Origin of the sequence: Paenibacillus sp. 1781tsa1 (genome assembly GCF_024159265.1) — a bacterium.
GTDB lineage: Bacteria > Bacillota > Bacilli > Paenibacillales > Paenibacillaceae > Paenibacillus.
Genome location: NZ_JAMYWY010000001.1, coordinates 5,368,481 through 5,383,328, shown reverse-complemented (window position 1 = coordinate 5,383,328; position 14,848 = coordinate 5,368,481). Strand labels below are relative to the sequence as shown.

The following is a 14,848-nucleotide window of genomic DNA, read 5'->3' as shown; positions in this document are numbered from 1 at the left end:
TTGTCGTTTCCTGAGTCACAGCGATCCCTCCAATGCTCGTGCGAATTCGTCGATCTCTTCTTTGCTTCGTCGTTCAGTTACAGCGATCAACATATGTCCGGCAAGCTCCGGGTAATCACGTCCGAGTTCATAGCCACCAATAAAGCCCGCATCCAGCAGTTTCAACTGAAGAGCATCCACGTCTGTTCCTTCAGGAAGCTTAATCACAAATTCATTAAATGTTGGTGCATTAAACGTCAGGCTAACACCGGAAATCGCAGTTAATGTACTCAGGGTGTAATGACTCTTTTGCAGATTCAGATCCGCGACATCGATCATTCCTTGTTTACCCATGATGGACATATATACAGATGCGCTGAGCGCAAGCAAAGCCTGGTTGGAACAGATGTTGGATGTCGCTTTTTCGCGGCGGATGTGCTGTTCACGCGCTTGCAGTGTGAGTACAAATCCACGCTTGCCGTTGCGGTCCGTTGTCTGGCCTACAATTCGGCCAGGAATTCGGCGCATATGAGGCTGGGATACGGCGAAATATCCGCATGTCGGACCGCCGAGTGAAGCGGCAATACCGAGGGGCTGCGCATCGCCAACGACGATGTCGGCACCCAGCTTGCCTGGGGCTTCCAGCAGACCCAGCGATAGCGGGTTAGCACTTACGACGAGCAGGCCTTTGTGCGCATGCACGAGGTCGGCAGCTTGCTTTACATTTTCCACGGCACCAAAGAAGTTTGGACTCTGAATCATGACAGCAGCGGTATCGTCCGATATGGCGGCTTGCAGGGCATCCCAGTCCGTGACTCCATCCTTATATCCGATCTCGACAATCTCCAGACGGAGTCCGTGCGCATATGCCTGCAGTACCTGACGGGCTTCCGGATGAACGGTGCGGGATACGATGAGCTGTTTGCGACGAGTTGCCGCTGCGACCAGATTCCCTGCTTCTGCAAAGGCTGTTGCTCCGTCATACATGCTGGCATTGGCCACAGCCATACCGGTTAATTCACAGATGTAGGACTGGAATTCGAAAATGGCCTGTAGTTCACCTTGGCTGATCTCAGGCTGATAAGGTGTGTAGGCAGTGTAGAACTCGGAACGGGAAATGACGTGATTGATGACGGAAGGAACATGATGATCGTATATGCCTGCGCCGAGGAAGCTGGCGTGTGTTTCGAAATTGGCGTTGGCACCAGCTTGCTTGGACATGTGACGTGTCAGTGCATATTCATCAAGTTTCGAGGATACGGGCAGCTCGCCCTGATAACGAATCTCTTTGGGAATGTCCTGGAACAGTTCCTCCAGCGAATCCACACCGATGGTTGCGAGCATGGCGCTCTGATCCTGCTCGGTCATGGGAATGTAACGGTGCTTGCTCATGCTTGATCAGCTCCTTGAGTAGGTGTCTTTGACGTTCGTGTCCGTTTATGAAAAGGGGTCTTTACGACCTCGGCTTTCAGTTTCTTACCTCGGATCTCAATCTCAAGCGGGGTTCCGAGCGCAGTGTATTTGCTGTCGATAAGGGCAAGCCCCAGATTACGCTTCAATGTAGGTGATTGCGTGCCTGTTGTCACTTCGCCAATCTGTACGCCTTCGGCGTAAATCGGATAGTGGGGGCGAGGGATACCGCGTTCCAGGACTTCGATGCCAACCAGCTTGCGGGCAGGCCCGTCATTTTTTTGCTGTAACAAGGCTTCATGTCCGATAAAAGGTCCGGCATTCAGCTTCACAAACATGCCAACACCAGCTTCGAGTGGAGAGATGGTTGCCGACAATTCCTGTCCGTATAGGGGAAGCTTTGCTTCAAAGCGCAATGTATCTCGGGCACCAAGTCCGGTTGGCACCAGTCCGTGACCTTCACCAGCTTGCATTAATCCATTCCAGACCACAGCGGCCTGATCTGCAGGAACATATAGTTCAAAGCCATCTTCGCCGGTATAACCGGTACGGGACAACAGCAATTTTGCTCCACAGACTTCGGCATCCTGCACAAAACGAAACGGTTCAATCGCCGATACATCTGTATCTGTAACTTTTCCGATAATATCTACAGCCAGTGGACCTTGCAGGGCGAGTAGCGCTGTCTGCTCCGAATCGTTGGTCATGCTCACGCCAGGGATCAAGTGCTCTTGCAGCCACGCCCAATCCTTGTCGATATTGGAGGCGTTAACGACGAGCATATAATGCTGATCTTCCAGCTTATACACGAGCAGGTCATCGACCACACCGCCATCTGGATAACACATCAAGGTGTACTGGGCTTGACCGGGGACCAGCGTGGTTACATCATTGGTGGTCATTTGTTGCAAAAAAGCTTCAGCCTGCTCACCCTGTACCGTGAATTCGCCCATATGGGATACATCAAACAGTCCAGCACGCTCACGTACCGCTTCATGTTCTTTCTGGATTCCGCTAAATTGCACCGGAAGCTCCCAGCCTCCAAAATCAATGCACCGTACGCCTTCATATTGCTGATATAGGGGGAAGAGTGGTGTTCTTAGCAAATTGGACATCAAATCACCTCGTCATGAGCCGTCAACCGGCCGGATATACAATCGTGGATCAATGAACCAGGGTATTTTTAAATTTTTCAGCTAGAGATCTTTCGTAGATAAGTATGGTAAGGCAGCTATGACAGCGCCGATCTGAATCCTGTTTTTCGTTTTTTGGGAAAAAGGAAAAGGACAGGCCAAAGAATCGGCATGCCAAGTAGCACGCTGTATTCTAAGGCTCTGTCCCTTGTACCTGAGAGTTACCCCGCTGAGTTGTGCAGCAGGTTTCCCCTTGGGTGATCATAACGCCCGCTCAGGGCGAATAGATGCTCTCCAGAGTTGCGTCCCGTAAAAGTCCTTTTGCCTGAGAGATTCACCCCCGCTTATCGGTGGTTTACTCCTTCGGCGTTACCTCATGTACATCCCGAATCGGGTGTCACGGGTAATCTCTCCCTTTACATTCATCCGCGGGTATAACATAGTCCAATAAACACATTTACTCCTCTCATTAAAACGTGAATCCACTGCCGATGTCAAGAACGATATCATAGATAATGATTAAAAACCGAATGTTTGATTTGGTTTTAATATTATTGTTCGTGTATTTATAAAGACTGCGCTTACTATTTGATTTTTTACCAGTATATGAAGAAAGAGTGAAATCCGGTTACAGGATTTTAAGGTGCTCAGTAAATAAATTGTAAGGTATCTTGACATTTGATTCAAAAATATCATACGCTATGTTCTGGGAAAAAGGTTAAAGGTCAAAGAACGCATGCACTCATTAATGAAAAGCGAGGCGGATATCGATGAGCGAATTGAAACGTGATTTCCTGTACAGTGAAGAGCACGAATGGGTGCAAACCGTAGGGGAGGATACTGTACGTATTGGCATTACCGAGTTCGCGCAGCATCAGCTGGGTGACATTGTGTTTGTGGAATTGCCTGACCTTGAATCCAATGTAAAAGCAGAAGACAGCATTGGAACGATCGAATCGGTCAAAACGGTCTCGGATTTGTTCTCTCCCGTCACCGGTTCAATTATTGCAGTGAATGATTCGTTGCAGGACTCACCTGAACTTGTGAACAGTTCTCCTTACGAGGAAGGCTGGATGATTGAGATCCGTGTTGAAGGAGATCTGACAGCAGCATTGTCTACATTGATGAATGCAGACGCGTATCGTAAACATACGGAAGAATAGTATCAACGAACTTGTACTTATTAACTTATATTTTATAACAAAATGTAATAAGCTTCATATTGTTTCGACCTGTGTGAGCCGGATGCTTGCACAGGTTTTTTGTGCTTTTCAAGAATGGTTTGGAATGCGGATTGAAGCTGATTGGGGATGTAAATCACCTGCTTGGACCAAACTATAGGTTGGAAAATGATTTTGGAAATGACAAAAGTCATAGGCAGGAAAAGCCTTGTGTACCAATGGGTTCAGCCATTATGCATCGGTTAAAACGATTACATAACCTAATGTTGTCATCATTGTTCATGACGAAAGTACGCTTTCATTTCATTGAACAGGAGAGCATTCTCGCTTAGGATTACAGCAGGGGAGAAATGATACCCCTTTCATAAGTCATAATCACTTGATCCAAGGAGGATAATACAATGAGTAATTTGGACCAATCGTCCAATTCCAAAGGTGGGCTACGGGTAGGTGTGCAGCGTTTTGGCCGATTCCTGAGTGGTATGGTCATGCCGAATATGGGAGCGTTCATCGCCTGGGGATTAATTACGGCCATGTTCATTCCAACAGGCTGGTTCCCTAACGGGACACTAGCACAGCTAGTCGATCCAATGATTAAATATTTGCTGCCACTGTTAATTGGTTACACCGGGGGTACGATGGTGCATGGTCAGCGTGGTGGTGTCGTAGGTGCCATTATGACCATCGGGGTCATCGTGGGTAGTGATATTCCGATGTTCCTCGGCGCCATGATTGCCGGACCACTGGCAGCATGGATCATCAAAAAGTTCGATAAATCCATTGAAGGTAAAGTTAAAGCTGGATTTGAAATGCTGGTTAATAACTTCTCAGCCGGTATTATTGGCGGGATCTTGGGGATTATTGCTCTACTGGGCATCGGGCCTGCTGTAGAAGCGATTAGCAAAGTATTGTCTGCCGGAGTACAAGGTCTGATGAATCTGGGCTTGCTACCGCTGGTCAACCTGATTATTGAACCAGGTAAAGTATTGTTCCTGAACAATGCAATCAACCACGGGATTCTGACACCAATTGCAACAGATCAAGCAAGAGAATTAGGGCAATCTGTATTATACATGCTTGAATCGAACCCGGGTCCTGGACTTGGTATCTTGCTTGCTTACTGCTTCTTTGGACGCGGAATGGCCAAATCTTCTGCACCAGGTGCCGTTATCATTCATTTCTTCGGGGGAATTCATGAGATCTACTTCCCTTACATTTTGATGAGACCAATTCTGATTCTTGCCGCAATCGCGGGTGGCGTTGCAGGTACATTAACATTCATGCTCACCGGAGCAGGACTTGTTTCGGCACCATCACCGGGCAGTATTATCGCGTATTTCCTCTTAACACCAAAAGGTGGATACCTGCCGATGCTCGCAGGGGTGCTTGTAGCAGCAGTTGTTTCTTTCTTGATTGCAGCAGTGTTGCTGAAAACGGGTAAACAAAAGGACGAAGATCTGGAGTCCGCATCCAGTCGGATGAAAGACATGAAGAGTCAAGGAACCGTTCCAAATGCTGGCATTACGGCTAATCATCGTGAAGCAGACAGAGCCGCAGATACAACTCCTTCTACAGTGAAAACAGATGTGAAGAAGATTGTCTTCTCCTGTGATGCAGGCATGGGGTCGAGTGCCATGGGTGCTTCCATTCTACGCAAGAAGATGAAGGCAGAGGGGATTGACGTTACTGTGACCAATACGGCTATCAGTGATATCCCTCCGGATGCAGATGTGGTAATCACACAACAAATATTAACGGATCGTGCCCGCTCTGTTGCGCCGAACGCAGAACATATATCCATCGACAACTTCCTAAAAAGCCCGGAATACGATGCGCTCGTTGAACGTCTAAAGTAATTGCGCGCATTCGTTTTCCCTGAGCCGGAGGCCGAGATATGAGTATTACCAAAAGACAACGTGAAATCGTGGAGTTTCTGCTGGAGCATCCACATGAAGTCACTGCCGGTGAAATCGCCGTTGAAGTCAAGGTCAGTACCCGAACGGTTCACCGGGAGCTGCAGATGATTGAACAATGGCTTGAACCTTTGGGCATGAGGCTGGAAAAAAAATCAGGAACCGGTATCCGAATTGATGCCAGTTCCGATGATCTGGCTGTATTGCGCCAGCAACTAGAGGGTAAAGAATATGTAGAGTTTACGCCGGAAGAGCGTAAGCTCTTCATGCTTTGCATCCTGCTTGATGAAGCGGAGCCTGTAAAGTTACTCGCTCTGGCTTCGGATCTAAAAGTGACCGTATCCACCGTAACCACGGATCTGGATGATCTGGAGTCACGGATTCGTCAGGCGGGACTGAAGCTGGTTCGCAGACGTGGATATGGCGTCAAGATTAACGGGAGTGAGACGATTCATCGCACAGCCATAGCCGCACTTGCTTTGGAATTTCTGGATGAATCCGACCTGTTCGGAAGACAACCTGAACAAGGCGGCTCCATCGTAAACCAAAAATTGCTGGATATGATTGGACACGGTGATGTGCTTACGATCGAAAATGCGTTATGGCAACCAGATATCGAATGGCTGGAGAACATCCCGGAACGCCAATACATGAAGCTGCTGATTCAATTATCCGTCGCAATTGTACGTATTCGTAAAGGCTTCGGCATTGGCCGTATTTCTCCACGAGAGAACACGGAAGATGCAGCTGCTGAGCAGGATGAGATAAAGGTTCCGCCATATATGGCTTCCCGCTTATGTGGTGTGTTATCGACCCAGCTGGGGCTGACATTCTCCCAAGATGAGCAAGCTTATTTTCACAGACTATTAGTTGAGACAGAGCAGCGGATTCACTCTTCGCGGCTGCTGCCAATAGACGACTTGATTTTACTGGACAGGGTACATTCACTGATTGATCAGATGCAGGCGAGAACGCATTACACCTTTCATGAGGATCGATTGCTTCGTGAAGGTCTGCTTGGTCATATGCAACCTGTTATGGAGCGAATTGAAGGGCAACAGATCATTCGTAATCCGCTACTGCAGCAGATTCGCAAAGATTATGACTCCCTGTTCGAAGAGGTCAAACAATCTGTGGGGCAAGCTTGGCCAGGCACAGACGTTCCGGATGAGGAGATTGGTTTCTTGGTCATGCACTTTGGGGCTTCCATCGAGAGGTTACGTACATTGAAACGGGAGATCAGGGCGATCATCGTGTGTACAAGCGGAATTGGATCATCACGCATGCTATCCAGCCGATTGTCCAAGGAGATTCCCGAGATTCGAATCATGGATAGCGTGTCCTGGTATGAAGCTGCCCGGATACCTACAGATCAATATGATCTGGTGTTATCGACGGTCGATCTGCCGATGGATGAGCATCAGTATTACAAAGTGAGTCCACTGCTTACGGCAGAAGAGAGCGAACGTCTGCGTCATTTTATCCGAACAACAACATTACAACGACAGCATAATAAGCCCCGTGAAGCAGAGGTTCAGACAACAAGTCGTTACTCGGACCCTGATGGAATGGAAGCTATTTTAGTTGAAATCGTCCGAATTATTGGCAAGTTTCAGGTGTACCCGCTGGATAATCAGGATATCGGGTTCTATAAAACGGTGTATGCGATGTGCAACGTACTCCATGGTTCTGGTGTGTTGAAGGAACCAGAGGAGATCGCAAAACGGTTGGAGGCACGTGAAGCAGTGGGGAGTCAGAAGATTCCCGGCACAAGACTTGCACTGTTTCATACACGAAGTGAGGGGATATACAGGCCGTCTATCAGTCTGTTTCAGCTCACGGAGCCACTCCTTCGTACGCCGGATGATCCGGCTGGAGTTACCCATGTTCTTTTGATGCTGGGTCCTCGAGAATTATCCAAGGAAAGCCTGGAGGTTCTCAGTGAGATTAGCGCTCTGTTATTGCAGGAAGAAATGATTACATTACTGGAAAAGGGAATCAGGGATGAACTCATTCATTACCTGTCCCAGGAACTTGTTGGATTTTATCGTAGTAAAACCGAAATTGGAGGTCAACCATTATGAGTATGTTAACAACAGATAAAGTCATCATGAATGCGACGGCTCAGGACAAATACGAAGCGATTCGCATGGCAGGGCAGATTCTGAAGGATGCGGGACATATTACCGCTGATTACATTGAGAAGATGATCGAACGTGAAGAGATTGTCTCGACCTATGTAGGGAACGGCCTGGCTATTCCGCATGGTACGAAGGAATCCAAAGCTTTCATTTTATCCACAGGTATCTCTGTCATTCAGTATCCACAGGGTGTTGATTTTGGCGAAGAAAAGGCTTATATGGTCATTGGTATCGCGGCTCAAGGCGGGGAACATATGGAGATCCTGACTAGCATCGCGGTGATCTGTGCTGAGGATGAGAACATGGAGGCCCTGCGTCTCGCGAAAACAGCCGAAGAAGTTATCGCTATTCTGGAAAGTGAAATGGAGCTATGAAGGCCCTACACTTTGGCGCAGGTAACATTGGACGCGGGTTTATCGGATTAATCCTCTCCCGGGCAGGGTATGAGGTGATTTTTTCAGACGTGAATCAGACCTTGGTAACCGCTCTCCAGCAACGGGGGCAGTATACGGTGGAACTGGCTAACGAGAGCAAGGATCAGGAGACTGTCACAGGCGTAAATGCAATCGATGGAACCCAGCTGGAGACGGTTGCCCAAACCGTTGTGGAAGCTGATCTGATCACAACCGCAGTGGGTGTGGGCGTACTGAAACATATTGCACCAGGTATTGCGAAGGGACTTGAAAAAAGACTGAATTCCGGTCCTGCACAAAACGCTCTTCACATTATTGCTTGCGAGAACGCAATTGGAGCAAGTACACAATTGAAAGAGCATGTATATGCTCTGCTCAATGATGAGACACGTTCCCTTGCGGATCAGTATGTTTATTTTCCAGATTCGGCCGTAGACCGGATCGTGCCTATTCAGCATCATGAAGATCCTCTGCATGTACAGGTGGAACCTTTTTACGAGTGGGTGGTGGATCGTTCCCAGATGGCACCTGCATTCAAACCGGTTGAGGGCATTCTATATGTCGATGATCTGGAGCCGTATATCGAACGGAAGCTGTTCACGGTTAATACAGGACACTGCGTTGCAGCATATATCGGTCATGTACACGGGTATGACACGATTCAGAAGGCTATTGCCGACGAGAGAGTGAAATCGATTGTCTACGGTGCTTTGCAGGAAACCGGAAAAGTTCTGGTGAAGCGTTTTACATTTAACCCTGAAGAGCATGAGCAGTATATTGTCAAAATATTGGGACGGTTCGTCAACCCGTATCTCACCGATGAGGTTACTCGTGTTGGTCGTTCCCCACTGCGCAAATTGTCTCCGAATGATCGTCTGGTTCGCCCGGCCCTTCAGGCCTATGCGGATGGAACCGAAACGACCTATCTGGCTATGGGCATGGCAGCAGCCTGCAAGTTCGATGTATCCGATGATCCGGAAGCAGTTGAACTTCAGGACATGATTCGCCAGAAGGGAATTACAGCTGCGCTCCACCATTATACATCCATGGATGAGCATCATCCGGTGCTTGAACAGGCTGTTGCCCAGTATAACCAAATGTAAGAGCAGTGGTAGCCAGCTAACAGTATAGATGAGGCATAATGAAGAAGAGCCATACAGTTGTTAACTGTGTGGCTCTTCTTTGGGTTGGCGTTTGTCGGCATATTCATCCAAACAGCGTTGACATATGCACGATTTTCGGCGCTGTTCTGCCGGAATGCGGTCGAATACACCTTCGGGGAAAGTAGCCCGGTTACACCAACATTCCGAATGAGGACGTCCTGCCGCATAGAAACAGCGATTAGCTTCGCCGCATAACGGGCAGACAAGAACATCGATAGGGATGTGCTCTTGATTGTCTTGTTCTGCAGACATGGGTTCTTCCCTCCCTGTGGAATAGCTACGAGCTGAAGTTGAACATACTGGTCCCAGTATAACAGAAATGCGCCGGTGATCATGGAATTCACGATACATATCAATACCATTTCACTAGATCTGTTTCACCATTGACTATTCTTCCGGCGGTAATTCGATCTGTAGGCCTTCCACATGTTTGCGTCCCATCAACTTACGTTTCTTTCGATTTTCCTTTGTTTCTAGCACAATGTCCAAGTCATAATCGTCACCCGGATATAGCTCATCGGCAGATATATGCAGGGTCAGGCGTTTCTTATGGATTTTGACTTTGCGTCCTCGTAGCATGACCCCGATATTTCCCCGGCTGTCCTCCACATCACATACGATACCCGACTGATTGAGATAGGCCGCATACACCCGATCCCCTTTACGAAACGTTTTGGCAGGAGCAGGAGAATCCGACTCTCTGGTTATTGTCTTTTTGTGGAGACCGATTGTATCCTTTGACTGCTTCTTCATCTGATTCCGTTTGGATAACTCTGCCGGGTCGTCTGCCTCCTTAACGGAACGCTTAGGCGTCAGGGCCGGAGTTTCCAAAGGAGATGACGTGAACACGAATGTACGATCTCTCGAAGTACTTTGATCTGACAGGGACTTGGATCGCTCGATAATTCGCTGTGGCATGCCCAGCTTTAATGCGATGGAATAAGCATAGCTTTCACCTGCTTCTCCGATACGCAATCGATACAGCGGCTGGAGAGAAACAGTGTCAAATTCCATACGAGCATTTTCGAATCCTGGCGTGGCCGCAGCAAAATGTTTGATTTCACCAAAGTGCGTTGTCGCCACAACGGTTGCTCCGCGGCTATGGAGCTCCTCCAGCATGGCGATGGACAGTCCGACACCTTCACCGGGATCTGTGCCGGAGGCCATCTCATCAATGAGCACCAGGGTTGACGTATTGGCCTGTTCCAGTATGCCAATCATATTGCGAATATGTGCTGAGAATGTACTAAGCGCTTGTTCCATACTCTGTCCGTCACCAATATCAACCGCTACTTCGTTATAAACAGCCATCTCGCCACCTTCCTCGACAGGAATAAGCAAACCGGATTGCATCATCAGGGTTAGCAAACCAAGGGTTTTGAGTGCGACCGTTTTTCCCCCGGTATTCGGGCCCGTAATAATGAGCGACGAATACGTCCTGCCAATGGCAAAATCAAGGGGAACCATGGAAGAACCCATGAACGGATGACGTGCACGTTGAAGGCTGATATGGCCCTGAGTATTGACTCGAACGGTACGTCCGTCCATGGTGGCCGCATATTTGGCTTTGGCAAACAGGAAGTCCAGTACACCTACCGTTTCGGTGTTCAGGGCGATTTCACGGTTATACGATTCGGCCAGGGAGGTTAAATCACCGAGAATCCTCATCTCCTCTCGGGACTCCTCCGCTTGTAGAGCGGCCAATTCCATCTGCAGACTTACTAACTCAACAGGTTCAATATATACGGTTTGCCCGCTTCCGGATTCATCCAGCACACTGCCTTTCACCTGTTTACGGAACTCTTTCTTAATGGGCAGAACGGTTCTTCCTCCGCGTTGGCTGATGACATGCTCCTGCATAATGGAACGATGTTTACTCACCAGAGAATCAAGCTTTCGTTTCATACGCTCCTCATTCACCGTCATTTTTTTGCGAATACGAGTCAGCTCCTTGCTTGCTTGATCCTGAATGCGTCCACTATGGATACAACGCTCGATCTCACGCAGCAAAGGTTCGATCAGAATCATGGATGCAGCATAACGACTAACGGTGGGAGCGGCGCCAGATTTGCCCTCCATGTACTTCATGAGTTGTGCACAGCTCCGCAGGAACTGAGCAAGATGACTGAAGTCACGTTCACTGAATAGATAACCGGTGCCAAGCAGATCCATAATCGTTTCCATTCCGTCGAGTGAAGGGAGGGGGATACTGGCCCCGAAACGAATCAACGCAGCCGCTTCTGCTGTTTCTCCCAGGCGCAGCTGGATCAGGTGAGCATCTACCATCGGTTTTAGTTCTCTGGCATAACGTTTGCCCAGATAAGACAGGGCGCAGTCTGCAACGTTTTTTTGAATTTGTGGATAGCCCAAACTGTTTAATGTGTTCTCATTCATGCGTAATCTCTCCTTGAATTTGAATTGGGATTTCAGTTGATGCGCTGAAACATATTCCTGGAAAACGCAAAAAGGGCGGAGAATGAACAAACGTCATTCTCCGCCCTAAATATATGGGAAAGCAAAGTCCACTAAAGGTCTATAATAAAAAATCCGCGCTGAACTCAGCGCGGAAATAGACCCGGACAATGACAATCCCGAAGGCGATTTATGATATCCGCTGTTCTTAACTAAGTACAGGGATCTGGCGCATCATGAAATACACGTATGCCATATGGGCACAAACGCAATGAAAGGCCAAACTCCTGAATATGAAACTTGGTTAGTTAAGAACATTCACCGACATTAAAAATCTCTCCTTTGATTGAGGAATATGCAACCAATATATACTGGAAATTGGTTTGAAGTCAACCTTAGAATAAATGAGTGGACTTGAATAAGAATGGGTTTTAAAATAACAATAGTAAAATAATCCAATGAAAGCGATTTAATTTAATAAACATACGTATAAAGGAGGATGCTCTTCTTGCCTAAGTATTTACTGCGTTTGCTCTGCTTTACCCTGATCCTCGGAGCCCTTCCAGTCATTGTTATTGGTTCGGTCTCGTATACGATTGCATCACGTGACATTGAACAGAAAGTGCGTGAAAGCAACCTTCAGATATTGCATCAGACCCAAATGCGGGTAGAACAAGTTCTGCGCAGCCTGCAATTATCATCCATCCAGTATGTTAATTCGCCCTTGGTACTTCAAGCGATGAAAAAACCGCTGGACAGCAGCGAATTTCAGGAGATTCGTGACCTGACGTCAGGATTTAACAATTTGCAAGCGGTTACGAACATTGACCAAGCCTATCTGGTTAATCTGGACGAAGATTGGGTTGTTTCGATGCGTTCTTTTGGCAAATTGGATGATTTCAGCATTCGGGACCGGATTGGTTCTTATCTGACCTACACTAACAGCCTGTTCTGGGTTACTCAGAATGCCAGTTCAGCTAAAGAAAGTGTACCCGTTTCAGCTGGCATGGGTGAACTGACACCCGAACAGGCACCTGCCCTTATATCATCGGATAATGTGGTCAGTATGGTATTCAAAATCCCGATGATGCCAACCAATGTGAAACCAAAGGGATTTCTTGTGATTGATATCGCCGATACGGAACTAAGTACATTTTTGAGCCGAAATACGAATTCCGGAGATATGTATGTTCTGGATCGGGAGCAGAAGTATTTTCTGAACGATATGCAGCAAGACGGGAAATATGACGCGCTGAATAAGGAAATTCATGAAATGGTGCAAACGACGGGGGAGCCAGAAGGTTTTTTCAGTGCAGAGGTGGAAGGCAACCAAGTGGCGGTTAGCTATAGGCAATCTCCACTCAATGGCTGGTTATACGTGTCCGTTGTATCTCTCGGACAGATCACGGCCCAGTCACAGAAAATTGCATTGGTTACCGGTGTTGCTACACTGGTCATGTTATGTGTAACGGGATTGGTCGCCATATACGGCAGCCGGCGGATGTATTCACCGATCTCCAGACTGCTGCAATTTACGAAGGGGTTGGATTCTCCAGTTACTCCATCAGGACGCCGTCAGGATGAATTTATCTATATTGAGGAGCAATTGTCAACACTGTTCAGTTCGGAGAAAACGATGCGTGAGCAGATGAAGGGGCAGCATGTGCATCTTCAAGAGTTTTTTATGACCAAACTGCTAACAGGTAAAATCTCGGAAGAAGATTTCAGATATCAGGGAGAATTGTATGATTTCCCGACAGGGTGGGTGAGTCTTGGCGTACTCATGCTCCAGATGGATACCTTGGAAGGGACCCGATATGAGGAACAGGATCGGGACCTGCTGCTGTTTGCTATCAACAATATGGTAGGTGAACTCCTTCCTTCGGCAGTTCGGTTCACCCCAGTCATGCTGGATGATGCTCAGGTCACCGTACTTGCCTCCGAACTCACGGATGAGGTGATGCTGAAGGAATGGATGCACACCCAGGCAGACTGGATTCGCGAACGTGTCGTGACCTATCTGAATCTGCCCGTAAGTATCGGCATCAGTCGTTCTTACACTTGTATTGGTGATACGCCAAGAGCGGTTCAGGAGAGCCGAGAGGCTCTGCAAGGCCGGGTAAGTCTGGGCAGCCGTATTATTTTGCATTACGAGGATATACAGCCACGTGGTCAGATGGAGGCTGCGTTGTATACTCAGTTACGCATGATTGAAGATCAGCTGGCTTCGGCGCTCAAACAAGGGGACGAGGAGAAGACGGACGCCTATTTTACGCAATATTTGGGGCTGCTCGCCGACAAGAAGCTTCATTTCAGTGAATACCCCGTCATTATGGTTCAGTTATTGTCTCGTGTATATCAGCTTGTGCAGGAGCAAGGTGGAGATGTGGCTGAAGTACTGGGTGAAAAAGCATCCATGTCCCATTTGCTGAAGTTGTCCACATTGGACGAAATGACCAATTGGTTTCGCAAGCGGTTGTTCCAGCCCGTCATCCGTTTTTGGCGAGAGCAGGAAGAATCCCAATACATGAATATTGCAAGGCGCATGATTCGTTTGATTGAGGAACGTTATGATCGTGAATTGTCGCTGGAAGCCTGTGCCGCTGAGCTTAATTTTCACCCTGTTTACCTAAGTCGGGTATTCAAGAAGGAAGCAGGAGTCAATTTTACGGAATATCTTGCAGAGTACCGTATGGAAAAAGCGAAGACCTGGCTGCAAACAACAAATCTTAAAATATCGGAGATTGCCGAGAAATTAAACTATACCAATCCAACCGCATTTATCCGAACGTTTCGCAAAATCACAGGAACTACCCCCGGCAAGTACCGGGAGCAGCAGCGATAAACCAAGTCTGCTCTGCCTGCCATGGCAGGCAGGCTTTTTCATGTTCGGATGAAGGAAGAAGACCGCTTTTCTCAATGAAGTTAAGACAGGAATATGGAGGTTGAAAGCAGTTCATTGCGCCTTTGAATTCTGTGATGGAAATGAGCTAAACCCTTGCTGCATAAGGAAAAACAAAAGGCTAAAACGAGACGATAGCCAGTCATTCGTTTATCCTCCACAATGAAGACATGAATTCAGGAAGTGATATTATGTAATCGT

10 protein-coding genes and 2 riboswitches are annotated in these 14,848 nt (G+C 47.7%); of the genes, 6 read left to right on the top strand and 4 right to left on the bottom strand.

The genetic code is table 11. The features are described 5' to 3' along the window. Nucleotides 1-15: 15 nt before the first annotated feature. Both gcvPA and gcvT read right to left on the bottom strand, forming a co-directional pair. A complete protein-coding gene (gene gcvPA / locus NKT06_RS24215; RefSeq protein WP_253440112.1) occupies nt 16-1,371 on the bottom strand; it encodes an aminomethyl-transferring glycine dehydrogenase subunit GcvPA in 1,356 nt (451 codons plus the stop codon). After that, nucleotides 1,368-2,504 (bottom strand): glycine cleavage system aminomethyltransferase GcvT, encoded by a 1,137-nt coding sequence (gcvT, locus tag NKT06_RS24210; RefSeq protein WP_253440109.1) that lies wholly within the window; start codon nt 2,502-2,504, stop codon nt 1,368-1,370. The genes gcvPA and gcvT overlap by 4 nt, the downstream gene beginning before the upstream one ends. A gap of 217 nt (nt 2,505-2,721) precedes the next feature. Then, nucleotides 2,722-2,822, bottom strand: a riboswitch (glycine riboswitch). Nucleotides 2,823-2,825: 3 nt separating this feature from the next. Then, nucleotides 2,826-2,948: riboswitch (glycine riboswitch) on the bottom strand. Between the two features lie 344 nt (nt 2,949-3,292). Between gcvT and gcvH the strand changes: the two genes are divergently transcribed. From gcvH to NKT06_RS24185, 5 genes are all read left to right on the top strand, one after another. After that, on the top strand, nt 3,293-3,685 hold the full coding sequence (gene gcvH / locus NKT06_RS24205) for a glycine cleavage system protein GcvH (RefSeq protein WP_253440106.1): 393 nt from the start codon (nt 3,293-3,295) through the stop codon (nt 3,683-3,685). 419 nt (nt 3,686-4,104) lie between these two features. Next, the gene (locus NKT06_RS24200; RefSeq protein ID WP_253440103.1) at nt 4,105-5,559 is read left to right on the top strand and encodes a PTS mannitol transporter subunit IIBC; all 1,455 of its coding nucleotides are present in this window, start codon (nt 4,105-4,107) and stop codon (nt 5,557-5,559) included. Nucleotides 5,560-5,597: 38 nt separating this feature from the next. Then, nucleotides 5,598-7,700, top strand: a complete 2,103-nt coding sequence (locus NKT06_RS24195) for a BglG family transcription antiterminator (protein ID WP_253440100.1) — start codon at nt 5,598-5,600, stop codon at nt 7,698-7,700. Beyond that, nucleotides 7,697-8,131: a PTS mannitol transporter subunit IIA gene (locus NKT06_RS24190; protein WP_017686856.1), complete on the top strand. Its 435-nt coding sequence runs from the start codon at nt 7,697-7,699 to the stop codon at nt 8,129-8,131. The genes NKT06_RS24195 and NKT06_RS24190 overlap by 4 nt, the downstream gene beginning before the upstream one ends. Further along, on the top strand, nt 8,128-9,273 hold the full coding sequence (locus NKT06_RS24185; protein ID WP_253440098.1) for a mannitol-1-phosphate 5-dehydrogenase: 1,146 nt from the start codon (nt 8,128-8,130) through the stop codon (nt 9,271-9,273). Before NKT06_RS24190 ends, NKT06_RS24185 begins: the two co-directional genes overlap by 4 nt. A gap of 60 nt (nt 9,274-9,333) precedes the next feature. On the opposite strand, the gene NKT06_RS24180 is transcribed toward NKT06_RS24185, so the two are convergent. Together NKT06_RS24180 and NKT06_RS24175 are read right to left on the bottom strand one after the other, a co-directional pair. Further along, on the bottom strand, nt 9,334-9,585 hold the full coding sequence (locus NKT06_RS24180) for a cysteine-rich CWC family protein (RefSeq protein ID WP_253440095.1): 252 nt from the start codon (nt 9,583-9,585) through the stop codon (nt 9,334-9,336). 135 nt (nt 9,586-9,720) lie between these two features. After that, complete coding sequence (locus tag NKT06_RS24175) at nt 9,721-11,727, bottom strand: endonuclease MutS2 (protein ID WP_253440093.1); 2,007 nt, start codon at nt 11,725-11,727, stop codon at nt 9,721-9,723. A 526-nt stretch (nt 11,728-12,253) separates the two neighbouring features. Between NKT06_RS24175 and NKT06_RS24170 the strand changes: the two genes are divergently transcribed. Next, complete coding sequence (locus tag NKT06_RS24170; RefSeq protein ID WP_253440090.1) at nt 12,254-14,590, top strand: helix-turn-helix domain-containing protein; 2,337 nt, start codon at nt 12,254-12,256, stop codon at nt 14,588-14,590. Nucleotides 14,591-14,848: the final 258 nt, after the last annotated feature.

Coding starts and splice junctions, on each gene's coding strand:
- gcvPA (WP_253440112.1), bottom strand. CDS start 1,371: ATGAGCAAGCACCGTTACATTCCCATGACCGAGCAGGATCAGAGCGCC.
- gcvT (WP_253440109.1), bottom strand. CDS start 2,504: ATGTCCAATTTGCTAAGAACACCACTCTTCCCCCTATATCAGCAATAT.
- gcvH (WP_253440106.1), top strand. CDS start 3,293: ATGAGCGAATTGAAACGTGATTTCCTGTACAGTGAAGAGCACGAATGG.
- NKT06_RS24200 (WP_253440103.1), top strand. CDS start 4,105: ATGAGTAATTTGGACCAATCGTCCAATTCCAAAGGTGGGCTACGGGTA.
- NKT06_RS24195 (WP_253440100.1), top strand. CDS start 5,598: ATGAGTATTACCAAAAGACAACGTGAAATCGTGGAGTTTCTGCTGGAG.
- NKT06_RS24190 (WP_017686856.1), top strand. CDS start 7,697: ATGAGTATGTTAACAACAGATAAAGTCATCATGAATGCGACGGCTCAG.
- NKT06_RS24185 (WP_253440098.1), top strand. CDS start 8,128: ATGAAGGCCCTACACTTTGGCGCAGGTAACATTGGACGCGGGTTTATC.
- NKT06_RS24180 (WP_253440095.1), bottom strand. CDS start 9,585: ATGTCTGCAGAACAAGACAATCAAGAGCACATCCCTATCGATGTTCTT.
- NKT06_RS24175 (WP_253440093.1), bottom strand. CDS start 11,727: ATGAATGAGAACACATTAAACAGTTTGGGCTATCCACAAATTCAAAAA.